The organism is Paenibacillus durus ATCC 35681 (assembly GCF_000993825.1).
Classification (GTDB): Bacteria; Bacillota; Bacilli; order Paenibacillales; family Paenibacillaceae; genus Paenibacillus_AQ; species Paenibacillus_AQ durus_B.
In genome coordinates, this window is the sequence record NZ_CP011114.1 from 2,183,637 (window position 1) to 2,207,514 (window position 23,878).

Annotated in this window: 26 protein-coding genes and 1 pseudogene; 5 read left to right on the forward strand and 22 right to left on the reverse strand. The window is 46.0% G+C overall.

The window, feature by feature from the left end:
* Nucleotides 1-19: 19 nt before the first annotated feature.
* The 4 genes and pseudogenes from VK70_RS09950 to VK70_RS09965 form a co-directional block, all read right to left on the reverse strand.
* Complete coding sequence (locus VK70_RS09950; RefSeq protein ID WP_025700192.1) at nt 20-340, reverse strand: helix-turn-helix domain-containing protein; 321 nt, start codon at nt 338-340, stop codon at nt 20-22.
* Between the two features lie 349 nt (nt 341-689).
* Nucleotides 690-1,237, reverse strand: a pseudogene (locus VK70_RS09955) (ester cyclase).
* Between the two features lie 362 nt (nt 1,238-1,599).
* Nucleotides 1,600-2,508 carry a prolyl oligopeptidase family serine peptidase gene (locus tag VK70_RS09960; RefSeq protein WP_025697526.1) on the reverse strand — a complete coding sequence of 303 codons (909 nt, stop codon included), beginning with the start codon at nt 2,506-2,508 and terminating at the stop codon, nt 1,600-1,602.
* A 154-nt stretch (nt 2,509-2,662) separates the two neighbouring features.
* Complete coding sequence (locus tag VK70_RS09965) at nt 2,663-3,091, reverse strand: Rrf2 family transcriptional regulator (RefSeq protein ID WP_025697524.1); 429 nt, start codon at nt 3,089-3,091, stop codon at nt 2,663-2,665.
* Between the two features lie 160 nt (nt 3,092-3,251).
* On the opposite strand from VK70_RS09965, the gene VK70_RS09970 reads away from it, so the two are divergent.
* From VK70_RS09970 to VK70_RS09980, 3 genes are all read left to right on the forward strand, one after another.
* On the forward strand, nt 3,252-3,839 hold the full coding sequence (locus tag VK70_RS09970; protein ID WP_025697523.1) for a TetR/AcrR family transcriptional regulator: 588 nt from the start codon (nt 3,252-3,254) through the stop codon (nt 3,837-3,839).
* A 193-nt stretch (nt 3,840-4,032) separates the two neighbouring features.
* The gene (locus tag VK70_RS09975; RefSeq protein WP_046723233.1) at nt 4,033-5,259 is read left to right on the forward strand and encodes a hypothetical protein; all 1,227 of its coding nucleotides are present in this window, start codon (nt 4,033-4,035) and stop codon (nt 5,257-5,259) included.
* 15 nt (nt 5,260-5,274) lie between these two features.
* Nucleotides 5,275-5,610, forward strand: a complete 336-nt coding sequence (locus VK70_RS09980; protein ID WP_025697520.1) for a hypothetical protein — start codon at nt 5,275-5,277, stop codon at nt 5,608-5,610.
* A 77-nt stretch (nt 5,611-5,687) separates the two neighbouring features.
* Here the strand turns inward: VK70_RS09980 and VK70_RS09985 are convergent, their stop codons facing one another.
* The 8 genes from VK70_RS09985 to VK70_RS10030 all read right to left on the reverse strand — a co-directional run bounded on the left by VK70_RS09985 (nt 5,688) and on the right by VK70_RS10030 (nt 13,013).
* Nucleotides 5,688-6,032: a hypothetical protein gene (locus tag VK70_RS09985; RefSeq protein WP_025697518.1), complete on the reverse strand. Its 345-nt coding sequence runs from the start codon at nt 6,030-6,032 to the stop codon at nt 5,688-5,690.
* A gap of 47 nt (nt 6,033-6,079) precedes the next feature.
* Entirely contained in the window at nt 6,080-6,445 is a 366-nt protein-coding gene (locus VK70_RS09990; RefSeq protein ID WP_025697516.1) for a hypothetical protein, read from the reverse strand.
* A 706-nt stretch (nt 6,446-7,151) separates the two neighbouring features.
* Nucleotides 7,152-7,931: a transposase gene (locus tag VK70_RS10000; protein WP_025698584.1), complete on the reverse strand. Its 780-nt coding sequence runs from the start codon at nt 7,929-7,931 to the stop codon at nt 7,152-7,154.
* A 377-nt stretch (nt 7,932-8,308) separates the two neighbouring features.
* Nucleotides 8,309-9,307 (reverse strand): ketoacyl-ACP synthase III, encoded by a 999-nt coding sequence (locus tag VK70_RS10005; RefSeq protein ID WP_179945327.1) that lies wholly within the window; start codon nt 9,305-9,307, stop codon nt 8,309-8,311.
* An 82-nt stretch (nt 9,308-9,389) separates the two neighbouring features.
* Nucleotides 9,390-9,767, reverse strand: a complete 378-nt coding sequence (locus tag VK70_RS10010) for a hypothetical protein (RefSeq protein ID WP_025697700.1) — start codon at nt 9,765-9,767, stop codon at nt 9,390-9,392.
* Nucleotides 9,768-10,512: 745 nt separating this feature from the next.
* Nucleotides 10,513-11,418 carry a nucleoside hydrolase gene (locus VK70_RS10020; protein WP_036641696.1) on the reverse strand — a complete coding sequence of 302 codons (906 nt, stop codon included), beginning with the start codon at nt 11,416-11,418 and terminating at the stop codon, nt 10,513-10,515.
* 187 nt (nt 11,419-11,605) lie between these two features.
* The gene (locus tag VK70_RS10025) at nt 11,606-11,842 is read right to left on the reverse strand and encodes an OsmC family protein (RefSeq protein WP_081754953.1); all 237 of its coding nucleotides are present in this window, start codon (nt 11,840-11,842) and stop codon (nt 11,606-11,608) included.
* Between the two features lie 157 nt (nt 11,843-11,999).
* Entirely contained in the window at nt 12,000-13,013 is a 1,014-nt protein-coding gene (locus VK70_RS10030; RefSeq protein ID WP_025697690.1) for a zinc-dependent alcohol dehydrogenase family protein, read from the reverse strand.
* 115 nt (nt 13,014-13,128) lie between these two features.
* On the opposite strand from VK70_RS10030, the gene VK70_RS10035 reads away from it, so the two are divergent.
* Entirely contained in the window at nt 13,129-13,521 is a 393-nt protein-coding gene (locus VK70_RS10035; protein WP_025697688.1) for a winged helix-turn-helix transcriptional regulator, read from the forward strand.
* Between the two features lie 126 nt (nt 13,522-13,647).
* On the opposite strand, the gene VK70_RS10040 is transcribed toward VK70_RS10035, so the two are convergent.
* The 9 genes from VK70_RS10040 to VK70_RS29505 all read right to left on the reverse strand — a co-directional run bounded on the left by VK70_RS10040 (nt 13,648) and on the right by VK70_RS29505 (nt 22,829).
* Nucleotides 13,648-15,222 (reverse strand): multicopper oxidase family protein, encoded by a 1,575-nt coding sequence (locus VK70_RS10040; RefSeq protein ID WP_025697686.1) that lies wholly within the window; start codon nt 15,220-15,222, stop codon nt 13,648-13,650.
* A 123-nt stretch (nt 15,223-15,345) separates the two neighbouring features.
* Nucleotides 15,346-15,990, reverse strand: a complete 645-nt coding sequence (locus tag VK70_RS10045; protein WP_025697684.1) for a flavodoxin family protein — start codon at nt 15,988-15,990, stop codon at nt 15,346-15,348.
* Between the two features lie 121 nt (nt 15,991-16,111).
* Nucleotides 16,112-17,440 carry a nitrogenase component 1 gene (locus VK70_RS10050; RefSeq protein WP_201778753.1) on the reverse strand — a complete coding sequence of 443 codons (1,329 nt, stop codon included), beginning with the start codon at nt 17,438-17,440 and terminating at the stop codon, nt 16,112-16,114.
* Nucleotides 17,409-18,917, reverse strand: a complete 1,509-nt coding sequence (locus tag VK70_RS10055) for a nitrogenase component 1 (RefSeq protein WP_025697680.1) — start codon at nt 18,915-18,917, stop codon at nt 17,409-17,411. The genes VK70_RS10050 and VK70_RS10055 overlap by 32 nt, the downstream gene beginning before the upstream one ends.
* A 396-nt stretch (nt 18,918-19,313) precedes the next feature.
* Nucleotides 19,314-19,865, reverse strand: a complete 552-nt coding sequence (locus tag VK70_RS10060; protein WP_036641694.1) for a polymer-forming cytoskeletal protein — start codon at nt 19,863-19,865, stop codon at nt 19,314-19,316.
* 152 nt (nt 19,866-20,017) lie between these two features.
* Nucleotides 20,018-21,007 (reverse strand): amidohydrolase family protein, encoded by a 990-nt coding sequence (locus tag VK70_RS10065; RefSeq protein ID WP_025697678.1) that lies wholly within the window; start codon nt 21,005-21,007, stop codon nt 20,018-20,020.
* Nucleotides 21,008-21,037: 30 nt separating this feature from the next.
* Nucleotides 21,038-21,964 carry an alpha/beta hydrolase gene (locus VK70_RS10070; RefSeq protein WP_025697677.1) on the reverse strand — a complete coding sequence of 309 codons (927 nt, stop codon included), beginning with the start codon at nt 21,962-21,964 and terminating at the stop codon, nt 21,038-21,040.
* Nucleotides 21,939-22,427: a MarR family winged helix-turn-helix transcriptional regulator gene (locus VK70_RS10075; protein WP_025697675.1), complete on the reverse strand. Its 489-nt coding sequence runs from the start codon at nt 22,425-22,427 to the stop codon at nt 21,939-21,941. Before VK70_RS10075 ends, VK70_RS10070 begins: the two co-directional genes overlap by 26 nt.
* Nucleotides 22,428-22,532: 105 nt before the next feature.
* Nucleotides 22,533-22,829, reverse strand: coding sequence for a zinc-binding dehydrogenase (locus VK70_RS29505; RefSeq protein ID WP_081754952.1), 297 nt, complete (start codon nt 22,827-22,829; stop codon nt 22,533-22,535).
* 96 nt (nt 22,830-22,925) lie between these two features.
* Here VK70_RS29505 and VK70_RS28280 point away from each other — a divergent pair, with 96 nt between their 5' ends.
* A complete protein-coding gene (locus VK70_RS28280; protein ID WP_155986948.1) occupies nt 22,926-23,072 on the forward strand; it encodes a hypothetical protein in 147 nt (48 codons plus the stop codon).
* A gap of 168 nt (nt 23,073-23,240) precedes the next feature.
* On the opposite strand, the gene VK70_RS10080 is transcribed toward VK70_RS28280, so the two are convergent.
* Nucleotides 23,241-23,534: a DUF6809 family protein gene (locus VK70_RS10080; RefSeq protein ID WP_025697673.1), complete on the reverse strand. Its 294-nt coding sequence runs from the start codon at nt 23,532-23,534 to the stop codon at nt 23,241-23,243.
* Nucleotides 23,535-23,878 lie beyond the last annotated feature (344 nt).

The following is a 23,878-nucleotide window of genomic DNA, read 5'->3' on the forward strand; positions in this document are numbered from 1 at the left end:
CGCTTAATAAATAGGTCTGCTACTTCGAATTTTTCGGATAAGCGGGGTCTTTCTTTTTTAGCAGTTCTCGCAGAATCTCAAGCTCCAGTTCTTTTTCCCCGAGCACCTTCATGGCCTTTTCGTAGCGCTGTTCCACATCCTGTAGTCGCTGAAGTTCTTGAAGATGCTCATCTGCAACCGGAATATCTTCGGGTGGAATGGAGTCACGATGATCCCTAATCCACCCGCGTATGGTTTCTGGATGGATGTCATACATGCGGGATAATACCCCCACCTTAACTCCAGCTAACGCTTCCTTAACAACTTTAAGCCGTTCTTCCTCTTTCAGCCTCTTTCCCATCCTCGTCATCTCCCCCTTAGCTCCAGTTTAAATTATTGGGTGGGAGGACTCCAGTTTAATTAGGGGGCCTAGGAGATCATACAGGAATTTGAGGCTGTGCTGACTGAATTTGAGGCTGAGCGGAGAAAAGCCTGTATTTCTGTAGGCATGTTATACAATGGCTGTTCTCAGGCGACCAAAAGTTGCACAATCTCAGGTTTTTTGCATACTTTGCTTCATCATGCTCCAGGGACTGAAAATACATTTACCCTGTACACCTGCCTAAATTCCCCCTCAAAAAAATCGTCCCAGCAGCCATTTCCATGGCTTATGGGATACCCTCTTTTAATGGAATGGAGTCCTAGCAGGGTTAATTTTCCGGAACGACGCCGATTTGCTGCATGAACGTCAAATTATCTTCCAAGTGCCAATCTTCAACGAGTTTCCCATCCTTGATGCGTAAAATATCGATTGCCATGAAATGAATGGGCTTCCCGGTCGGCTTGTTCCCCATGAACTCGCCAGTGTCCGTACCGGTGAATGAGAGACGGGCTGTTACTTTGTCGCCAACCACCAATAAGTCCTCAATGCTGCACTGCAAATCAGGAACGATTTTACGGAATCTGCTGGAAGCGAATTTCAAGCCTTCCGGGCCTTGAGGTCTCCCCTTCGGCAGCGTATTATCCATGAAGTCCGGTGAAACGGCCTGCGATACAAAATCCTCATTACCCGTGTTCCAGAATGCGTAAAAACGCTGCGCGGTTTGAACCATTACCTCTGCCTCACTTGCATCCAAGCAGGATCTACTGTCATTGATTTGGGCTGTGGAAGCTCCTTCAACAGCTGAATCTCTTTTTTGGCGGGTTCAGCTGTTTTATCAGCCGTAGCCGCATTACTGCATGCTGATACGAATAGCATTGTTCCAAGGATGAGAGCAGCACCAGCGATCGATTGAATTAATTTCTTTTTTGAAATCATTATGTTCCTCCAAGTGTTAGTTAATCCGGCAACCAGCAATCCTCTTTGGTTCACCTCCTCAATTAGGAATAGAATTATCGGATCACTTTGATATTATAAATGCAGTAATTTCACTTTTGGAAGTAGTGATATTTTATTCATATAGTTTCATTAAGTATATTATTGTGATTTATCGGGCTTATTCAAGTCGAAATAAATTCTTGTTTCTACTTTGCTGTAACAAACAAAAGGGAGCCCGAATTTTACTCAAACTCGTCTCCCTTTTGTTTTGTATGATTTTCAAAAATGGCGGTTGAACTGAATTAACGGTCTTGTAAATGGGTCTTGAAGAACGATTTCACCACATCAAGCGTGTGCGGCTGAGTGAAGCCGATATGGCCTCCGCCCGTTATTTTATACAACGTTATATCATTCCCTGCCTGCTTCATCGTCTTGAAAAAATCAAGGCTTTGTTCAAACGGTACTACGTCGTCCCGATCCCCGTGCATCATTAAAATCGGAGGCGCATCAGGGCGCACATACTGACTCGGGCTTGCTTTTCTCGCTTTATCTTTATGCTCCTGAATAGCTCCGCCTACCAGCTTCGATTCCGGTGAATGCGGTGAATCATGGTCAAACACAGACGGATATTGACTCATGGACAGAAAATCCGTCGGACCGAACCAGTCTACAATCGCCTGAACCTTACTGGATTCCTGAAGATATTCCCGGTCTCCGTCAAACTCCTCAATGCCTTCCGTTAATCCAAGCAAAAGCGCCAAGTGCGCGCCCGATGAGTCTCCCCATACCCCTACTCGCTCCGGATCAATATTGTACTGGGATGCGTTGGCTTTTAAGAAACGTACAGCCGCTTTCACATCGTGAAGCTGACCCGGGAACAGCGCTTTTCCGCTTCCTCTGTATTGAACAGTTGCGACGACGTAGCCTTGTTTCGCAAATTCAGCCAACTGGGGGACAAACGCGAAAATGTCCTGCTCCGACCATCCCCACCCGCAACCTTGCAAATAAATAATCAAGGGATACGTTTCTTTATTCCCTTCCCGGTTAAATAACGCATCCATCGGGTCCCGGTACACCAGCAAATTCAATTTCAATGAAGTTCCCTCTATGTTGGAGAACTCAATATTAGGGATCAGTTGTACGTACGAATTCACATTTTGCTCCCACTCAAGCACCTTGATTTCCGTCTCTGCGTTGCTGATATCTGACATTTGATGTTCCTCCTTGAAAATAAATAATATGTAGCCGGTAAAAATGGGCCTGCAATTTCATTGCTACATTGTCCTCACCCCCTTCAAAATTGAATATTTGTTGTAATGATCATCATTACAACGAACTTAAAAAAATTATGCTTCCGCAGAAGCATTAAGCATTCTTTCTTTGAACAATAAGCTCCGTTATTTCTTTTATGGAAATCTCCCGCAGAACTTGTTCCATAGCCGTTTGAGCCTTCAATAAAATAAGCTCCAAAACCTGATTAATATTCGCGCCCACCCAACAGTTCGGGTTCGGATGGTCATGCGTGTGGAACAGCTCCCCTTCCTCCACCACTTCAACGGCTTTATAGACGTCATACAAGGAGATATCGGAGGCATCCTTTAGCAGGAAGGCACCGCCGGAGCCACGTTTCACATCAAGCAGACCGGATTTTTTTAATAACCGGCTGATTTGGCGGATAATCACGGGATTCGTGTTTACACTGTCGGCAATCTGTTCCGAAGTCAGAAGATCCGTCCGGACGTGAATCAGGGATAACATATGGACAGCTATTGAAAACCGGCTGCTGATTCTCACTGCAATCACCCTTTCGTTGTAATAATAATACTTACAACCAAAATTGTTGTCAACCCTCTACCCGCATGTTAATTTCCCTTCATCTTTGGCAGCGATTATTTTTTTATTGACTAAACGATCTGGAAAAGTGTATGATAACATCTAAACGGAGGTGGAATGTATGGCAAGAAGCAAGGAGTTCGATACGACTCTTGTGCTGCATAAGGCTATGGAAGTATTTGGACACTACGGCTTTGAGGGAACCTCGCTCCAAAATTTGCTCGACGGTTTAGGGATTGCCCGCCAAAGTCTATACGATACGTATGGAACCAAAAGAGACCTCTTTATCTCGGCAGTCAAATATTATGTCAATGAGAAATCGGCAGCCGTAATCTCCTATCTGGAGCGCTCGGGTTCGGCGAAGCAAGCCATTGCCGACATTTTTTACGAAATTGTAGCCGTTCTGCAGGATGATCTGCGCCGCAAGGAATGTTTCATTTTGCATAGCGCCATTGATCAAATCCCTCACGACCCGGAAATTGCGGCATTTTTCAAACACGACATGGAACGACTGGAAAAAGCCTTTTATGACGCATTGGTTCGGGCCCGGGAACAAGGCGAACTGAGCGGCCGCCATGATGACCTGCTCGCCCTTGCAAGGTATTTATATCATGCGCGGTATGCATTAACCCAAGCGGCTAAAATGACTGACAACCCGCAGGTCTTGGACCAAATTGCCGCTGTCACCCTCTCGGCGCTTGATAAATAATGAAGCTTCATAATGATGCTTCATTATTATTTTAAATATTTTTGACCATTTGATCTATAAAGGGGAACGGATCTGTGAGGCGGATGCCTTTTTCATACGACCACTGGATAAAATGTTATAGTCAATCCGCCCTTCCCATCTGTCTAGGATAATCGTACATATATAACAAAGACACTGGTTGAGGAGGATGACCTTGAAAAGTGGCAATATTTATACCACAAAAGTGTACAGTGACAAAAGTATTAAAATACGCTTGGTAAGCAAACGGCTGAAACGACTGAAAAGGCTGAAAAAGATCATATTGTTCTTCGACTCAAGCGGAAAATTACGTATTAAGATCCACAAGAAAATAAACTGCGGCACGAGAAGTTTACGAAAAACCCGGCCCTCAAATCGGAAAAAGCGCTCTAGACATTCCAAAAGGAAAAAAGGAGTAATAAGAGCAGGCGCAGTGCGTTCTATAACTATCACAGATATCAAAGAAATAGTCGTTTCCCGCGATCCCCCAGTTTCAAAAGAACCACTTGTGATTAATACCACCCCACAGGTGGCACCCGTCCCAAATGTTACAATCAACCCGCCACATATGATGATCAACCAGCAGGACATGAGTTTACACATTCAGCACAGTCAATCCAGCACAGGGTTGGCAGAGCACCCGAATCAACCAACAAACATACACCTTCCGGGGGAAGACAGCAACGGCCCTAAACAGAATATGCCTGTACAGATTGTCAAGGAGAATACAATTAATACCCCCCCACAGGCGGCGCCCAACCCAAACGTTGCAACCAACCCGCCACATATGATGACGAAAGAGCAGGACGTGAGTTTACACATTCAGCACAGTCAATCCAGCACAGGGTTGGCAGAGCACCCGAATCAACCAACAAACATACACCTTCCGAGGGAAGACAGCAACGGCCCTAAACAGAATATGCCTGTACCGATTATCAAAGAGAATAAAAATACCCAAGCAGTGACGAGTCCCGCAACGGTGATCAGCGAACCTGGTTTAAAGAGTGATCCCGATACAACGTTGGAAAATAGCCAGAAGTCTCAGTTTATGCAAAGCATCCCGCAAAAAGCGCCAGTCGTTAATGATTGTCCGATCACCTGGGGGCGCACTTTCGAAGCGGAAGAAGCCAGCGATACGGCTGCAATAGATTTTTTGCAAAAGAGAAAGGTCCCTTTTCATCAGAGTGATTCTGATACAGAGTCAGCAGATCACTCGCAATTGACAGTCAAGCGGACAGACGGCTTTGAACAGGTCAGGAGCAAAGAAAACAAAATTGTGAAGAAGACATACCAGAAGAAGTACACCAAAGTATCCACTCTAGAGGATGTAAACATAAAAATCACTGGAGAGAACGGTAATGGCTCGATTCGAGGAAGCGGACGTCATAACAGAGGATTATAAATTAGGAGTGATCATGTGATCCAAAATGAAAAAGAAATTACAGATCTCGTTGAACATATAATCACACGTCAAATCAAACAGCTACAGGAAAAATTCTTCGGGAAACTCAATGCTGACCTAAAAAATGAAAACGGAAATGCAAGTGTCAAGCAAAGCGGAAACGGCATAGTATATGTAGATAATACAGGAATCGCTTATGCTATGGTCTTATTCTATTATCATTTCATGGATGAAGAGCATAAAAAAGCCATGAATATCGATGAGATTTTAGGCAGACTCGATGGAATTATTTCTGAGAACCGTAAAACTTTTACGGATGTCATTGAATCATTAAAACCCTCAGAAGAATGAAATGATACCGGACAGCTCAGTGGTAAGATGAACTGTCCGGCCGGCATCTCAACACATGAACTTAAGATCTTTTAGAATTAGTAATCTACGTGTGCGTTACCGTTTTTGACTTGAATAAAAATTCTTTGCTCGGATTCCTGTTCGGACTCCTGCTCAGATTTTTGTTCAGCCTTCTGCTCGGATTCCTGTTTGGCCTCTTGCTCTGCTTTGGCAGAAGCAAAAGCTTGGGCGAATGCTTTGGCAAAAGCTTCACTTATTGCCTTTGCAAGAGCTTCGTTTTCGTTCTTATTTTCGTTCTCATTATTGTTCTCATTTTCATTTTCGTTTTCGTTTTCGTTCTCATTTTCGTTCTTGTTTAAGTTTTTTTGAAGCTGCAAGGCAACTGCGATGGCCAGCGAAAGAAAATCTTCGTAATTTCTCAATGTGCTATCCCCTTATCTGAAGATTATTGGTTTTGAGTTTGGCTGTATTACCATTTTTTTCTTCGTCTTACATGTGCGTTACCGTTCTTAACCTCGATATAAATGTTTTGATCGGAATCCTGATCGGAATCCTGATCGGATTTTTGTCTAGCTTTTTGCTCGGATTCCTGTTTGAGTTCCTGCTCTGCCTCCGCTTTGGCTTTTGCACTTGCAAAAGCTTTAGCGAAAGCTTCAGCCAAAGCTTTTGCCCGTGCCTTGTTTTCGTTTTCGTTGTCATTTTCGTTTTTATTCTCATTGTCGTTGTCATTGTCATTATCGTTGTCATTTTCGTTTTTGTTAAAGCTCAGTTGTGCCTGTAATGCTGCGGCTAGTGCGGCTGCAAGAGCATCTACATCAAATTCTCTATCACTCATGTTCTATCTCCTTTCGGTATGATAATGTATCTTATGTCAGAGAAACCGATTGGATAAGGTGATTGAACTGGATGAAAAATCCATTTTCTCCACATACAATCCCCTGGGTAGGATGAACGAAAAAAAAACTACGACTGCCCGTTTAGCAAACAAACCCGTTGTTCAAGGCGAGCCAAGTACAAATTCGGGTTTCGACGAAAGCGGAGTCGTTGTACACCTTCCAACAGACGGGATTCCCACTGACTCCGTTCTTGGCGGTAGGAGGCATATTCTACATGTCGGAGTCGACTTAAAAGGTCGGCTTGGTCCAGGGCATCATCCACCCAGACAATAAATTCTCCATTGCGCCAAATGTAACGGTTCCAACTACGCAGCCCCGTCATTCGACGGTGACGTGTCTTGGTCTGACGAAAATATCGTTCATGGTCATTGTTGGTTCGGGGCAGATAAGAGGTGTCATAACACGCAAAGAGGCCCTCCCAAAACCCCTCTGTATATCGCCGGAAATTGGTAACCATAATCACATCCTCTTCGCGAGTATACGTATTCTCCAGTTCGTCTCTTAGCCATTGCATCTGCAGACGGACGGAGGCAGCGGTTTGTCCCGGTTTGGGATTTAGAATATGGGCGGCATCCTCGAGAGGACGAAGCCAGCGCTTCACCGCCTCATATTGAGGATGGAAGGTCTCGAGCTTCTCAAAAAGCTTCAGCAGCTTCCCGTTGAATCGGAGCCCCCTTTTTTAGAGCAGCGTTTCAGTGATTTCTGGATCGCCTTTGCCCCTTCGTAAACCCGGATACCGGGAAGATCCAGAGGCGGATTGCCATCTTCCAGCAAAATGGAGCGTACGGCCGCCAGGTATTCCTTGGTAATCTCGGCTTCGTCGGAGGATTCGCACTGCACTTGTTTTTCCAATTCACGGATACCGCGCAAGTTTTTCTTAATGCCTGTCTTGAGTTTTCGGTCAAGCTCCATGACAGGTTTGGCAATGTCCTTTAGGTAGTGGTACTGACAGTACTGGTACGGGATGTCCGGCCACAGCCCGGACATCGCCAGACGGATCGAATGTTGGCCATCGCTGAGGAGTCCAATGACGGGAAAGCCTAACTGTTCCACCGGTTCGAGTAGACGCTTCAATTCTTCCGCGCTGCCGCTTTTCAAGTTTTTAGCTGCCAAAATGCTGCCGCTAAATCCTTCCCGCACCACGTACAGCGTCTCGTTTCCCTTTTCGGGTTGAACTCCATCCATGGAAAGAAGCAGACCGCCATATTCCCGTACGACATCTGCCAACTTCTCGCGAAGATGGTCGGTCACCGAAGCACGGAGCAAGGTGAGATAGCGTTCGTACAGCCGCATACAATTGCGCTCAGAGGTCACGACACCTCGTTGGTTCAATTCCTCGTTTAGTTCCGCAAGGGTGTAGTGGTGCTTGAAGCGAAGCTCGCCAACGAGCGCAAGCACATCGAAGCCATAAGACGTGTGTTTCATAACTAAAGCATCAGCTTGGGCTGAACGATAATACGCTTTAGGGTAGGGGCAGTTAGGCCCCGGGCACGAGTATGCCATGCTCCAAACCTCAATGATTCCGGACAATGTATTTACATTTTTATGCCAAGCGGTATGATGCCGCTTCAGTTTAGTCCCGCAATGGGGACAGTGTCGCAGCTCGCTGTGGAAATATACTTTTTGCTCAGGAACAATTCGGTTTTTGATTGAAGGCATAAGAAGCCCCTCCTTCCTTACCCTTTATTACCCGGTAGGAAGGACTTTACCGTTGATTGGTTAGTGAAACGGGCAGACGTAGAAAAAAAAAGCATCCCTCTCCAAATCCACAAGAGGAATGCTTTTTGAATTAAATACGTCTATTAATATTTATAAATCACATTGCAAGAAGTAATTCCCGCCCCTACCGACCAGAAGACGATGACATCCCCGCGTTTGATTTCGCCCTCTTCAATCGATTTGGCAAAGGCAATAAACGGGCTGCTTGTCCCTGTGTATCCAAACTCATCCCCGATAAACTTGAATTTCACACGGTCTTCGTTAAGCTGATCGCAAATGATATCGATATTTTTCTTGGCAAATTGAGACAGGAAGTATTTTTTGACATCCGACTTGGTCAGTCCGTTCTCCTTGAGCAGTCTTTCGATGGCGTTCTTCGCACTCAAGAATGCTTCATCCGTATCGAACGGCAGCCATTCGATTCGTTTGTCGCTCTCCTCTAAGTCCTCCCTGTAAATATTGGAGAATCCCTTGGCAGGCAGAACAATCGTATTATGCAGCGAAGAATCCGTATAGAATGAAGAATCAATAAATCCGCAATTGCTGTCCTCCACTCGTTCAAGGATAAGGGCGGCAGCGGCATCCCCAAAATTGGAATAAGGAACTTCTTCATTAGTCCTGGAGTATTTGTTCAATTGCTCCGCTCCAACGATCATGGCATATTTCACATTGGGATTCGACAGCATATTGCGGCTGATCTGTTCCAGCGCGACGACCATTCCCACACAGTTGGAGTTGATATCATAGACGATAGCCGAATTCTTGCCGCCGAGTGCATGATGCACCTTAACTGCGTTGGTCGGTTGGACATACTCGGGTGTTCCGGATGAAAAAACGATCATATCTAACTCAGCGCTATCAATACCCGTTTGGTATAGTACTCTTTTGGCCGCTTCAATTCCCATCGTTAATGGGTTTTCATGGGGATCATTTGACAGATACCGAGTCTCACGCCCAGTCACTTCAAGAAGCCCCGTAATATCCTTCCCTTGACGTTCAAAATGCTTCACAAAGTACTCGTTGCCAACTTTATTGTCCGGATGATAAATCGCTACCCCGCAAATTTTTACATTTGCACTCATTATTTTCACACCCTTTTCAATATTCGGCATCGCAAAAGGCAGCACTCCTGGTGGTATCTATCTCGACGTGCTGCCTGGTTTATTATAGCTGAAGCTTTCCAGGGTCATCCACGAACTGGAACTTGTCCCGCATGTTCGTTTCCCGTGCAACCCGCTTAAGCTGCATTTGGCCTATAGGATTTTGAGGATTAATGAAGCCCACCGATTTGAATTCCGCATACGCTTGATACGCATCACGCAAATATGGCAGTAAATCAGGCTTAAAGGTCGAAAGGCCGTGGCAGTCGATTACGATGCTGTATTCATCCTTGTTAAGAGAGTCCGCATTCTTTTCGTACTCTACAAAAAATTGCTCTGCCTCATCCACCCCGAAAAAACCAAAGAGGTCAATGTGAAGCACCTTTGCTTTGGGATCAACCCACATGTGATACCGTCCTAGTTGGTTTGTTAATTCCGCCATCTGTCATTACCGCCTTTCGTCTTAGACACTTTGTTTTGAATAAAATCACCGGGTTTACAATCCTTGGTAGCCTATCTATATGTATCGGATAAAAATCGGAAATCTTTAGTAAAAAAGCACCAATATGCTGATTATTCGGGTCGGTTTACCCTAGAAAGATCTAATACAGCCTGGCGTAAGCATCATACGTCCTTTTTGTATGAGTTCAAACTGCCCGGTATATGTCCAATGGCAAGAATCACACCGCAGATTAATAGATAAGCTGAGTGCAGCACGACCGAGGCAAAAAGGAAATAGAGGACCGGGTTAATCGCTAGAGGTACCGGAATCCCAATCATTGGAGCGAACAATAGGCTAAATTCTCTGCCCCGCCTAAAATAACGTATCCATCCTAAGTAATAAAGCGATAGAGATAGGAACATTCCGATCAGCGAGATTACTTCATATGAATTTTCAATATGTATCGATGAGAAAATAGGAATTATAAATACCCCGATCCGTCCAACCCCTTCTGCCGCCGAGAGAATTGGATTCCCTTTTTCTTCTCCTTGGTTAGGTCCATTCCTTGGCTGGAATCTAAAAAACATAAGATTTGGCAGCAATATCAGAAACGGTATGATAAGACTCATTGGATGAAACAACTGAATCTCCCCCTTTTTATGCATCATGATATAAATCTATTGCTCACTATAATATAATATGGAAACGCTTGAACGACTACTTCCCAGCGTAATCGTGATTCGAATCAGGCTTGTCCGGTCAAACGGTTCATCAGCATCTCCAGAAACCGTTCGCTATCCACTTCGAGACATACCTCCACATTGCCGTCCTCTGCGCGAACAGCGACGGTTTGGCCTGTCTTCGCACGGTGATCGTATTCGACGGTTACATTCATTTTCTCGGTTTGGACAAGCGACCGGTCAATGAGAAGCGAGACGGTGAGCGGGTCATGCATAAACGTCTTCTTCTCTTTAATAAAATCGAACCAGAAATCCATCTGCCGGGCCAATGCGGCATTCAGCGGATCGTTCGTCTCCTGCAGCTGCTTGCGATGTTGATCGGTAATAATAACCTGCAGCGTGACATCCAGTCCGACCATGACGATAGGCGCGCCGCTGCTAAATACGACAGACGCCGCTTCCGGGTCGCTGACTATATTATGCTCGGTCACAGGCAACTCTGCGGCATTGCGGCCAAGCCGGGTAACGCCGCCCATCAAAATAATTTCTTTGACGTTCTCGGCGACCCTCGGCTCGCGGATCAGGCAGGCGGCGATGTTCGTCAGCGGTCCGATCGGGACCAGTGTGATTTCGCCTGGATTCGCCATAATGGTATCGATGATGAAATCGACAGCGTGGCGCTCTTCGTAAGGAAGCGATTCCCCTTCCTCAATAAGCCCCTTCCCTTCGTGGCCGGCCATCCATATTTCACGGTTGCCAAGCAGCGGCCGATCCAGACCGGCGTATACACGCACGTCTTCTCTGCCGCCGTGTTTAAGCATTTTGACGACCATCCGGGCGCGCAAATCGGCATCTCCGTACACAGTTGTAACGCCCTCGAGCATCAGTTCCGGGGACTTCATCGCCAGCGCAAGCGCCATGGCGTCATCAATATCGCTGCCAATATCCGTATCGATAATTAAACGGTTCATATCCAATTCCTCTCTTTGCGGCTTTTTTTGATATGGCTAAAGTCATGCTATGATTTTATCAAATTTTAAATAAAATTTTCATAAAATTTCAACACAAAAAATGCACCCTCTAGAAATTTTCTATGGGGTGCATTTCGCGTGATCGGCAGCGCCTATTTACTTGTTCTTGCTATTTCATTTATACCGGTTACGCGGCTTTTGTCCAGGTCGTGACGATTTCAACATCTGCCGCTTTTATTGTATTAAACAGCGGGCAGCGGCGATCCGTTGTCTCTTGAAGCTGCCGGATACGCTCATCCGTTTCATTCGTCTTCACTTCCGCGGTAATCTCCACTTTTTGAAAATAAGTACGAACCTCTGGATCGCCCATCAACCCGCGAGTATCCAGCTCGCCGCTCCATGAACTGGCGAAGGAAGACATCATCCGGTCCAGCCGAAAGTCCGTTTCGGTTAACTGCGGGCTGGCTGAGGCGTACTCTCGAGCCTTCTCATAAGTACTCCTGTGTCATCAACAGCTGCCGATTAGAGAATCGGGAACCCTTCCTGGATTCCCGGTCTCTCGGTCTTAAACTCTATACAAGTTAAAATTTAATGCAAATCTTGCCAAAATACGAGCCCTCGGCAAAATAATGCAGCGCTTCAACCGCATGATCAAATGGAAACACACGGTCAACGACCGGGCGAAGCCCGTTTTGCCGGATGGCTTGGTTCATTGTTTCAAACATGTCGCGGCTGCCGACGTTAATGGCTTGCAGGCGCGCTCTTCTTAAAATGGCGGGGATAATTGCAAAACCATCCACTTGATACCCCGATAGACCCCCTACCAAGCTGATTTGACCGCCCACCCGCAGCGCCGCAATCGACTTGTTCAGTGTAGCCGATCCGCCGAGATCGACGATATGATCAGCACCGCGGCCACCCGTTAGTTCCAGAACGATTTGATCCCATTCGGGCGTTTGTTTGTAATTGATTCCGAAATCCGCCCCGAGTTCCTTAGCCCGCTGAAGCTTCTCGTCGCTGCTTGACGTCACGATCACCGATGCGCCGTGAAGCTTGGCGAATTGAAGCGCGAACAACGAGACACCTCCTGTGCCTTGCACGACAATGGTATCACCCGCTTTGACCCGGCCTTCTTCCACGATAGCGTGCCACGCCGTCACCCCTGCGCATGGAAGCGCCGCCGCCTCTTCATCCGTCAAATGATCGGGCACTCGAACAAGCCCTTCCTCTGGGAGTACGGCATACTCCGCAAGCATTCCATTCAGCGGACTTCCCAGTGTGCTTACCCAATTATCCCGCGTAGCCTCTCCGGAAATCCAGCTCTGCGCGAAAATCCCGCTCACCCGGTCGCCAGTCTTGAAGCTCGTCGTTCCCTCTCCCAATGCGACAACTTCGGCCACACCATCAGACACCGGAATTAATGGTGCATTCAATTCGGGATTGTAAAACCCATCAATTACACCCAAATCTCTGGAGTTAAGGGAAACCGCCCGCATTTTGATGCAGACTTGGCCTGGACCCGGAACTGGTACCGGACGAACGACTTCCTTCAACTGATCAATTCCAAATGCGCCTTGAATTTCGTATACTTTCATGAGAGCTCTCTCCTTTTTTGGATGGTATAGACATACATTAATACATATACTACACTTTAGTAAGGAGGCACTTTATAGTGTCCAGGGAACCTAAAGGTGCACAGGAGGATGTCAGATGAATTCGTCATATTCACATAAAACGATACAGCCCGATATATCTTTATCCATTTGCGGATACAGCAAGGTACTTGAGATCGTTTCCAACAAATGGACAGCATTGGTCATCTATGCCATGGAAGATGGAGTCATTCGTTACGGCGAGATAAGAAGACGAATCGAAGGCATTTCCAAAAAAATGCTGACCCAAACCCTCCGGCAGTTGGAACGAAACGGATTGGTTAAGCGTGTTATTACACCGTCCGTCCCGCCAATCGTCGAATACTCTCTCACTACGCTGGGAGAATCTTTGCTTGAGCCGATGAGAGCGCTGAATCAGTGGACAAAAGAAAATTACTCGCTAGTTGAACAGGCCAGAGCATCGTATGATCAAGCCTACAACGAGGAATGAAGCCGAGAGAGTCGCATTTTGCGGTAAGCAGCACTCCACCGGGATGATCATGTCTGGCGTACTCAAAAAACGACCTCGTCCTCCACTTAACCGTGGATTTCGAGGTCATTTTGAGTTTTTCTAAATTCATTTATTCCTCTTCTTCGGAAGTATAATGTATGGACGCATCATATCATGATCTTCATGCTCCAGCATATGACAATGCCAGACGTAGCGGCCGGTAAAAGGACCGAATCGGGCTATAATCTCAGTTACTTCCCCCGGGTTGGCACGGACTGTATCTTTTAAGCCGCGTTCATTGAGGGCCGGTTTAATCGGAGGAGCTGTATAACGGATCTTTCCTGTTCGATTAAAGAAATTAACATCAAACGGACGACGCTGCAGAATTTGAAAATGGACAAGATGCAGATGGATAGGATGAGTATCCGCTGTCGTATTGATCAACCGCCAAATTTCTTTTGTTCCAACCGTAGGCTTCTCCGTAACCGGATCTTCCCATGATCTTCCCGTTAACAGTTGTAATAAGCGTCCGAAGTTGTCGAATGACTCAACAAGAGGTAAGTTTCTTACTCTTTTGACATTTGTTCTTGTTAACTTAGTAATTCTGGACAAGGTTGCAGGAATTTTGCTATTATCTTTACCCTTCAGAGACAATTTAACCCTAAACTGCATGATCATTCCTGTTGTATTTGGGTTGAGATTACCGGGCTTTCCATCAGGGAAGGGAGCCGGAGCATTATTGGTCAGCGTGATCCTTTTGCCTGCCATTTTTGAAAAATCAACGATGATATCAACACGTTCGGAAGGTGCTATCAGAATTTGCTTTGCTTTTACGGGCTTTTCAAGTAATCCCCCATCTGTGCCGATTTGAAAGAAGGATTGACCGGAATTGAGCTTTAGACGATAAAAGCGGGCGTTGGAAGCATTTAGAATACGGAAACGGTACTTCCTGGGTTCCACATTTAGAAAAGGCCAAACCTTTCCATTGACCAGGATCGTATCACCGAAAAATTCAGGTACAACCGAGGGCTTAGGGATTCGGGCGTTCGGATTTTTTAAACTGCTGCGTTCGGGCCGATTCGGATAAAAGAGCAAGCCGTCGGGTTTGAATGAGCGGTCTGCGATCATCAGCGGTATTTCATAAGGACCTTTAGGCAGCGGAAGAGCGTCCTCCTCCTTATCCCTAATAAAATAAAAGCCTGCTAAACCGGCATAGACATTCAATCTGGTAATCCCCATAGCATGATCATGATACCAAAGAGCCGTTGAACGCTGATTGTTTGTATACGTATAGACTTTATTTTTAAAGACAGGTCCTGTTTTGGCAAACCCGCGTGTAAACCAAGCCTCCGGATAACCATCACTGTCCGGCCGAACCCTTGCTCCATGCAAATGGACTACTGTGCGTACCTGCGGGTCATTCCGTCCGGCCCCGTGAATAGATGTATCGACCGGTAGAATATGTTTTTTAGGAAGCTTATTTTCCCATAAGACCTTTACGGTCTCGCCCTTTCTGACGTTAATGGTCGGACCTGGGAATTGGCTTTCAAAGCCCCACAAAGTCGTCTTCGGTAAGTCACGATGAAGAGAGGCAGTAAATTGCTTCATCCTTACCTTGTAATACGTGATTCCGTTCTTCCTTAAGGCCGGTGTTAAGGTTCTAGGAATCGGTAAGGGATCAACAAATTTGGCTAGTGCCATGTCATCTGTCCTTTCCTTTGATATTCCTCCTTAGCTTATGTGTTTATCCAAATTATGGTGTTTTTTCACATAGCGATCAGCGGATATCAATGCGATGGATCAGCGAAAGGACACTAGCTCACCTCACACCGCAGCCAAACGGGCTCCGAGCTCAAACGCCTTTCTGCAGTCGACGGGAAACTGCTCCTCTCTCACCCTAGCCTTCTGCTCAGCATCGAATCTGGAGGCTTCATACTTGGAATAATCGGCAAATTGATACGTATCGCAGGAGAGCAGAATCTCCGAATCCCCGCCCAGGATGTGCAGAAGATTCTGGTTACTCTGGAATACCGCCTCGTAGTTCATCTCTCTTGCCCGCTCTTCCGTGACATTCATGGTATAGATAAAACCTGAGTTAATCCTGCCCGCAAAAGTGGACCTTTCTCCTTCGTTGTAGGATAGATTTGGGAACAGCAGCCGCTCCAGAAAACTTCGCATTTCCCCGGTAACATTGCCGAAATAGATTGGCGAACCAAGCAGGAGGACGTCGCATGCCAGAATTTCCTGCAGCACTTCCTTCAAATCGTCCTTCATGGCACATAGTCCGCCCAGCCGGCTGTCCTTTCTTTTGCAGGACAAGCAGCTCGCGCATCCCTTGAAATCCATACTGTACAAATGCACCAGCTTCGTTTCCGCTCCCCGGGACTGCGCCCCATGCAGCGCTTCCTGAAGCAGTGTCGCGGTATTGCGGTTTGTTCTCGGACTGCCGTTGACAGCAATGACTTTCATCTTTTCTCACTCCTTAAGTTCATGGTGGATCAGTTCCTTTCCGCAGAGCCTACGATCCCGAACGAAAAAAAGGTTCGAAAATTGCTCCTAAGAACAATTATACGAACCATTGAGCTTATTTTCACATGAAATCATTTAAAACAACGGAATAAATATCTTCAATCAACTGTAATGCTCCGTTATATCCAACGTACGATTTGCTGAGTACCAATTCATTTCCGATCGGCGCGGAAACGGATAACTGATAGGCGTTCAAGTCTCTGGCAACCACCCGTTCCCAAGAGCTGCCTAGAATGAGCGGCCGGCTTCTGATTTTTAATTTTCGGATTTCTTCTTCAACATAACCGCCATCATTGGAAAATACCGTTTCAGGAGCGATATCATTTGTAAATTTCCCAAACTCTGCGATAACATCGCTCTGATAATCTGTCGGTGTATCATCGGTGATGAACTGCTTCTCCGGGATTAATCCCATGTCGTTGGTTAAAAATCTGGCGATTCCCAGCGCATACAGGCTGTCCGCCACCGTAATGAAGCGTCTCGGCAGCAGTCTAGTTTCCAATAAAGTGTCGGCTGCTCTCTCCAAATAGTAGAAATACCGATCCTCCTGCTTGCGGATGACATTTTCCACGACTGAAGGATCAATCCCGGCGAATTCGCCTACCGTTCTCAGGAAATTGGAGGTTTCGGTCGGACCGATCGGAAGCGCGGGATAATGCAGAAATGGTGTACCGAATTTATCTTTCAAATGCTCGGCGGTCCGGAGTCCTACCCATGGAGAGATAACCAGGTTAAACTGCGCCTTAGGTATGTCATTGACGGCATCAACGCTGCTATCCGGTCCGAAGATCACATTCGGTTTCAGCCCGAGCGAAGAAATGAGCAAGTTCAGCTGCTCAATGTCACCCGACCAGAAGGTATTCTGATAAGGCACAGACGACCAGATATTGACCAGTCCCGGTTCTACCTGCTGCGGCTGCAAATACTGGTCGATAATGGCATCCAGAACCAGTTCATGACCGATCAGATTGCTTCCCTTGAACCCGCCGGTTTCCACATATACAATCGGTTTGCCCTGGGCCTGGAATTTTCTCGTAATCTCGCCCACATCATCCCCGATAATATCGGAAGTACAGCCCGTGAGCACAACGAATAAATCGCCGTCGATGACATCAAAGGTATTGGTGATGACTTTGCGCAGCCGGTCCGTGCCGCCAAACACCACTTCTTTTTCCGAGGCATTGGTGCAGGGAATCGCATGTCCCCCGACATAACCCGAACCCTGATGGCCGTTCTGGCTTCCGAGTGTCGTCCACAGCTTGGCCACGCACCCCGGACCGGCATGAACGATGGGCACCGCTCTCTTGATGGCTAGTACCGATTCAAAGGCACCGAGTGTGCACACATGTCTGATTTGCTCAACGCACAGCGACATTTTTCTTGTTCTCACTTTCTTTTCTCTTATTTTTTTGTTTAAGGAATTCGAAGGGGTCCTGCTCCAGCCACCACTCGGTATAAGGCAGATTGATTCGTTTGGACAGATTTACGGCAAGACTATTGTTGGTCAATGCATCGATAATGCGATGGCCGAACTCGATCGTTCCCTGATAACCGAAGGCACTATATTCATCGCTGACCATGATAGCGGGAATTCCCATCTTAGTAGCCCAGACAGACATTCCGGGATGTCTTCCGATGAAAATATCAGGCTTGACCTTGGACAGCACATTGATTACCTCGTGATTCTGCTGATCGCTTACGCTGACCGGAATATCCTTGTCTTTCTTAGTCAGCTCGGTTGTGCAGGATGGGCATCCGCCATGATCATGCTTGGCATCGTAATGCCAGGAGAATCCCCATACCACTTCCATGCCGAGATCCTCCAAGAGCCGGATATAGTTATGCGCGAAGCTCGGCCCCATGCCGACGACAACTTTTTTGCCTTTCAGCTTAAACTTGATCTCTTCCAATTCAGGCGCAGCAAGAATCTTTTGTTCGGCAAGGTACTCTTCCACTTCTTTCTCCTTACCCACTGTCTCTCCAAGCTTTGTGAGCCAGTCGTCAAATCCGGAAATTCCGTGCGGCTGCAGCGCCGTTACATAAGGGACGCCAAAATTCTGCTCCAGGCCATTCCCCATATAACTGCCGAGCGTGCCGCAAATACTGATTGTAGCCGCGGCTTCCGACCATCTGGAGATTTCCTCTATGTTGCTGTAGGGTATTCCGAACTGAGGCACCAGCCCCAAACGCCCGAAAATCTCGGTAATGACAGCCCGTCCACTGCCCGCAAAATTGATGACATTAACCAATTCGGGACGCTTCTTCTCGGCAGGCTTAACAATTCGCGACAATATGGCATGGAATGCCGCATCAAACCCGGAAGCCCAGATCTGTGACCGGAATCCTTCGCAAAAAACGGGAACAACGGGGATGCCAATCTCCGCTTCTACATTTCTGATCGTGCTTTCGATATCGTCTCCGATAATGCCGGAAGCGCAGGATGTGGTCACAAAGATCGCTTTGGGATTAAATCTTTCATAGGCTTTCAGGATGCCTTCTTTCAGGATCTTGTCCCCGCCGAATACGACAGCGTTCTCCGACATATTGGTATTGATGATTCTAACGTTTCTCTGGTTCCAGTCTCTGATTCTCTGTCCCCATTGAAACCCCGCGTTTGCGCCCGCGACGTCACCCGCACAGCCGATCGGCCCATGATTGACGATAGCCGCGTCCGTAATCGAAGATAAATACCCTTGTGCACAGCCCGAGTTGCAATTTGTAGCCTGGCTGAATCCTCTGGATGCATTTTTCAGACATCCGGATTGTGATTGTTCCGCCAAATCTTTGATCGTTCCTTGGTACCCTACGATGGATTTCAGTCTTTTTTCCCTGATGGTTACCTGTGAGAGATTTAAATTAATTGACACTATTAAAACCTCCTTCTAACTTTATTTAGGTTTAACTCACTCCTTAGGCGCACACCATTATTTGGCTGTTGCCAGGTATTGTAACAAGCAAAATCGGATAAGGAATTCGGTTTGGCGAAAATCATGGAGAGCAGTCCGGATCATATGAGGGTTGTCTTACCCGCTGCATTATCCCGGGGAATGGTGATGATATGGGGGATTTTCTAGCGATCAAAAAGGCAGCGAGTTTATTCCGAGTAATCTCATATGCTTAATGTTTTTACTAGTATAGCATTATTTGGGTATATGTCAAGGATCAACATTCCTACCAAACTCTTCGAAAACAAAAAAGCCTGCAAACCAAATTCCCATAACGGGCTTGGTCTGTAGGCTAGGTATTGAATTATAGCTTTGCGATTATTGGACTTCAGTTTTCCCTGTTACTTTACCATCAATTTTGGCGGATGCTTTCACATCTTCGCTTGCAAAGTAAATGTTGCCATCGACGGTTGATGTTTCATGAAGGTTAAATCCTTTGGCTTCTACATAAACGTCGCCTTTAATCGTTCCGCCTTGAACTCTTAAATTTTCACTTTTCACTGTAACTTTCGGTGCAGTAAGCGTGTAATTAGCGGTAACATTGCGATTCGCATCCTGCGCGTAAAGGGCGATTTTCCGGTAAATATTACCGTCTGCCGCACCCTTATCATGGAATTCGCCGTCTACAACCACTTCATTACCAATCGTCAAATCATTAAGAATGGCAATGATCCAGGTTCCTTCCGGGCTAACCGCCTTGTTGAAAGCATCTGCTACGTTTACGATAGACGCCGTAGTTTTAGCATCCGTTTGCTCTGCCGCTGCCGGACTGGCCGATGGAGCCGCTGCTTCTTCCTTGTTTCCCCCACAACCGGACAATACTGCGGCTGCGATTCCTGCAACTAGCAAACCTTTAAATATTTTCACCATAATTCCCCCCAATTGTATTTATAAAAATATTATATATTAAAACAATAAGAAAATAATGTGACAAATTTCACGAAAAAACGACATTTTATTCCCCAAGAAGATCCATCAGACTTAGGGCTTTCTTCAGATTATTCATCGTCAGAAACCGCTCGCTATCCAGTCGTTAATCTCGGAAATAAACGCAGCGCATTTTCACAATAAATGAGCCGGTGCTGTTCTTCCGTTAGCATTTCTGTGATGTCCAAGGCATCTGCTAAAGCCATGCAGGCGAAATCAGGTGTATATGGGTAGTCACTGCCATACACTAAATGGTCTATTCCAACGATTGGCATCAGGTTAGCCAGTTGCCTGGGCAGGCAAGCTCCGGCCAGGTCAAAGTACAGTCCTTGCAAAGCAGCATAGATATCCACTACGTCTGTTCCAATACGTTCATCAAATGATGAAGGCATCATTTGAAGAGCAGGTGCGATCCTATCTGCAAGTACCGGCAGAAACGCTCCTGCATGGGGGATGATGAATTTAATATCGGAGAAACGATTCAGAGTTCCTGTTAATATCATGTTGATGACAGTGCGAGTTGTATCGAAGAAAAATTCCATCATGGGAATAGGCAAGCCTTCCACAACATGCTCTGGGACACGACTAGGTTTATTGGGATGAAGAGTGACAACGGATTTATGCCTGTTTAACTCCTCAAATATCGCATCCAGGCATGAATTTCCCAGATACACTCCCAGTGTATTGGTAGGCAACGTGAAACCATCCACATTCAAAACATCCGTTGCGTATTGAATTTCTGCAATACTGTGCTCAATATCAGGCAATGGCAAAGAGGCAAACAAGCCAAACTTCCCCGGATATTTCCTCACAAGTTCCGCACCGTCTTCGTTGGCTATCCGGGCCAAGGCTTTAGCGGCATTCTTGTCTCCAAAATTAATATGGGGCGATGATAAGGAAAGCATGGAAGTAGTAATGCCCAAATGATCCATGGCCTCCAAATGCATTTCCGGACTCCATGCGGGTGTTGGAAATCCGTCGGGATTGTTCTCACCGCAATTCAGCAATGCCTTCTTGTACGCTTGGGGCAAGTAATGCGCATGAAGATCAATCTTCCGTGCATCCGGGTTCACAATATTGGACATTACTACAGCTCCTTCAGACTTATAGGATACTTAATTAAAAGCTTCTCTTAATTTTGTACATACCAAAGCCAGAGCATCTCGTGCTTCTTCCAATAATTGCTGCATGTTAAAAAAACCGTGTATGACTCCATCGTACCTCTTCAGATATACGTTGACCCCGGCCGCAGACAAACGCTGCGCATACAATTCGCCTTCATCTCTTAACGGATCGTATTCTGAGGTAATGATGCACGCGGCTGGAAGCTCTCCGAAATTTTCTGCCAGCAATGGCGAAGCCAATGGATTGTTCGCCTCGCTTAACTCGTTCAAATACTGGCGGACAAACCATTCGATGCCTTTGGTTGTAATCCTGTAACCTTCAGCGTTTTCCACCTGGGATTTGGGTTTGGTTTCGCCCAGCAAATCTAACATTGCGTTAATGATAACTTGATAAATAATCTTGAATTCCCCTTTATCCCTGGAAAGCTGACTAATTACAGCGGAAAGAGTTCCACCTACGCTGTCGCCTCCAATGGCGATTTTATCGGCCAAAATATTCAGCTCTTCAGCATGGTCAGATACCCATTTTACAGTCTCGTAGCATTCTTCTACAGGCAGGGGAAACTTGTGTTCCGGTGATAATCCGTATTCTATGGATATTACCGTACAGTTTGCATTGTTTACGATCCTGCGGCAGACAGAGTCATACACTTCAATATTTCCAAACACAAACCCGCCGCCATGAATCCAAATAAAAGCAGGATGAGGACCATTTCCTTTGGGATGATAGACTCTAATCAGGGTATCCCTTACGGATGTTTTTACGATGAGATCGTTTACGGAGCCGACTTCCACAATGCTCTCTTTACAATCATCCCAGCTTCTTGCATACCATTCTCTTTGTTGATCAAGCGGCAGAGCATATATTTTCTCGAAGTCGGTTTCAAGTAATTTATTCAGTTTGGGATTTAATGGCATCCTCATTACCTTCTTTCGTATATTCTGATAATTCTATAAGATTTGCGCTTGCAGACTTTTCTGCCATCGCCTGAAGCCCTTTAAAAACCACATCTTTAGTTTCTTCATCCATCCCCTTGGTGGTGTGGTCCTTCCACTTCTCCAAAAGCAAGTAGAAATCAGCTTTATTTTCTCTTGCTTTGTTGGTTAAGAATAGTTTTTTGGCTCTTCTGTCATCCTTCATCATCTCACGCGTTATAAATCCCTTTTGTTCGAGTGATTTTATTGACCTGGCGGTTGCCGCTTTATCAATAAACAACAGGGATGACAGCTCTTCCTGGTTGATTCCTTCGTTGTCATATAGATTCATCAGAAAGATGCATTCTGAGAAACTGATATCCATGCTGCTAAAAGCAGTCGTAATATACGCCTGAGTTTGCCTGTTAAATATTCCAACGTATTTCGCTAAAGTTAAAAGGTCCATTTATACACCTCCGTAGTTGACTGGATCAACTATACAATAATCCTTAAAGTTGATCGTGTCAACTAATTTACAAGCTGCGTCAGGCGGAAATCTCAAATATCGATGTTAAAATTTAATGCAAATCTTTCCAAAATACGAACCCTCCGCCAAGTATTGCAGCGCTTCGACAGCGCGTTCGAATGGAAACATACGGTCAACGACTGGGCGAAGCCCATTGTGTTCGATTGCACGGTTCATCGTTTCAAACATATCGCGCTCCCGACGTTGATGGCTTGCAGGCGCGCTTTCCTTAGAATTGCGGGAATGATTTCGAATCCTTCCACTTGAAAGCCCGAAAGACCGCCTACCATGCTGACCTGACCGCCCACTCGCAGCGCCGAGATTGACTTGTTTGGATAACATCGATAATCTAAGTAAAATTGGAGCGGAGAATGCAAAAATCGGTAGGGGTATACGGGCTCATAATTGTTATAATGCTATAAAAGGAGTGGTTCGGCCATGGAAGCAGAGCAAATTGTAAAAATGCTTGAAACTGTTTTGGATTCGAAACTTAAACCTATCAAGGATGATATAAGCGACATCAAGCAAAGCGTCAGAAATTTAAGTGAAAAGCTAGATTTAGTTAGCCTCCGAGCAACCAAGTGATACGTTAGCCATGCTGAGCTGGAAATCAATCGTTTGAAGACACAGTAAAAAGCCAAAAAGACTCGCTTCTGCGGGTCTTTATTGGCTTTTATCAATCATATTTCTCCGTATCCACTTCTTAGTCTAACGGCGCGGGGCCATTCGAGCTCCGGCTTCACCAGCACTTCCCTATGTTTTTCTCTGAACAAAATCTTCGCCTCCGCCATACACTTCAACCATCATTAATGCGCCCATCCGAAACCCGTGGACAAAAGAGGCAGCGGAATAGATCGAGGTGGATTCGCCCAATAAATCAACCAATTTTTCTAGGGAATCGAATTCATCTGTTGAGAGTTGTTTTTTATATGCCTCCATTGCGCTGGAAATTTTGCGGGTCAGCAAAAGATATTCCGGATTATTCGGATGGATGCATTCGTCAGGACGTAAATTCCCGTAAAACAAGCCTTCTAATATATTGCTCATGGTCTCCCTCCATACTTGGATACTTAATGATACATCATCAGACCATAAAGCATTGAAATTTAGCGATAAAATCGCTAGAAGCTTCGTATCTCTCGTTATGCCAGGATATAACGGAACACAGCCTCTGGTTGCCGGATGTCTGCTTCAGCTACGGCACTTTAAAGGGTAAAGTTACCGGGTGGATTTGAACCACCTAGATGATGCGACTGTGAGGCGCACCAAAAAAACAACCCCGTATTGAACGGAGTTGCTTCTTACAATTACCGTTACCCCACAACATCGTCGGCATCGGTCGAGTAGGCCACTTCTTTCTGGGATTCCATTTTGACCAGTCTTGACAATAT

What these genes read in the sequence shown, in the direction of transcription:
- VK70_RS09950 (WP_025700192.1), bottom strand. Translation starts at nt 340, where the DNA reads ATGGGAAAGAGGCTGAAAGAGGAAGAACGGCTTAAAGTTGTTAAGGAA.
- VK70_RS09960 (WP_025697526.1), bottom strand. Translation starts at nt 2,508, where the DNA reads ATGTCAGATATCAGCAACGCAGAGACGGAAATCAAGGTGCTTGAGTGG.
- VK70_RS09970 (WP_025697523.1), top strand. Translation starts at nt 3,252, where the DNA reads ATGGCAAGAAGCAAGGAGTTCGATACGACTCTTGTGCTGCATAAGGCT.
- VK70_RS09990 (WP_025697516.1), bottom strand. Translation starts at nt 6,445, where the DNA reads ATGAGTGATAGAGAATTTGATGTAGATGCTCTTGCAGCCGCACTAGCC.
- VK70_RS10000 (WP_025698584.1), bottom strand. Translation starts at nt 7,931, where the DNA reads ATGAAACACACGTCTTATGGCTTCGATGTGCTTGCGCTCGTTGGCGAG.
- VK70_RS10005 (WP_179945327.1), bottom strand. Translation starts at nt 9,307, where the DNA reads ATGAGTGCAAATGTAAAAATTTGCGGGGTAGCGATTTATCATCCGGAC.
- VK70_RS10010 (WP_025697700.1), bottom strand. Translation starts at nt 9,767, where the DNA reads ATGGCGGAATTAACAAACCAACTAGGACGGTATCACATGTGGGTTGAT.
- VK70_RS10020 (WP_036641696.1), bottom strand. Translation starts at nt 11,418, where the DNA reads ATGAACCGTTTAATTATCGATACGGATATTGGCAGCGATATTGATGAC.
- VK70_RS10025 (WP_081754953.1), bottom strand. Translation starts at nt 11,842, where the DNA reads ATGATGTCTTCCTTCGCCAGTTCATGGAGCGGCGAGCTGGATACTCGC.
- VK70_RS10030 (WP_025697690.1), bottom strand. Translation starts at nt 13,013, where the DNA reads ATGAAAGTATACGAAATTCAAGGCGCATTTGGAATTGATCAGTTGAAG.
- VK70_RS10035 (WP_025697688.1), top strand. Translation starts at nt 13,129, where the DNA reads ATGAATTCGTCATATTCACATAAAACGATACAGCCCGATATATCTTTA.
- VK70_RS10040 (WP_025697686.1), bottom strand. Translation starts at nt 15,222, where the DNA reads ATGGCACTAGCCAAATTTGTTGATCCCTTACCGATTCCTAGAACCTTA.
- VK70_RS10045 (WP_025697684.1), bottom strand. Translation starts at nt 15,990, where the DNA reads ATGAAAGTCATTGCTGTCAACGGCAGTCCGAGAACAAACCGCAATACC.
- VK70_RS10060 (WP_036641694.1), bottom strand. Translation starts at nt 19,865, where the DNA reads ATGGTGAAAATATTTAAAGGTTTGCTAGTTGCAGGAATCGCAGCCGCA.
- VK70_RS10065 (WP_025697678.1), bottom strand. Translation starts at nt 21,007, where the DNA reads ATGTCCAATATTGTGAACCCGGATGCACGGAAGATTGATCTTCATGCG.
- VK70_RS10070 (WP_025697677.1), bottom strand. Translation starts at nt 21,964, where the DNA reads ATGCCATTAAATCCCAAACTGAATAAATTACTTGAAACCGACTTCGAG.
- VK70_RS10075 (WP_025697675.1), bottom strand. Translation starts at nt 22,427, where the DNA reads ATGGACCTTTTAACTTTAGCGAAATACGTTGGAATATTTAACAGGCAA.
- VK70_RS29505 (WP_081754952.1), bottom strand. Translation starts at nt 22,829, where the DNA reads ATGTTATCCAAACAAGTCAATCTCGGCGCTGCGAGTGGGCGGTCAGGT.
- VK70_RS28280 (WP_155986948.1), top strand. Translation starts at nt 22,926, where the DNA reads ATGGAAGCAGAGCAAATTGTAAAAATGCTTGAAACTGTTTTGGATTCG.
- VK70_RS10080 (WP_025697673.1), bottom strand. Translation starts at nt 23,534, where the DNA reads ATGAGCAATATATTAGAAGGCTTGTTTTACGGGAATTTACGTCCTGAC.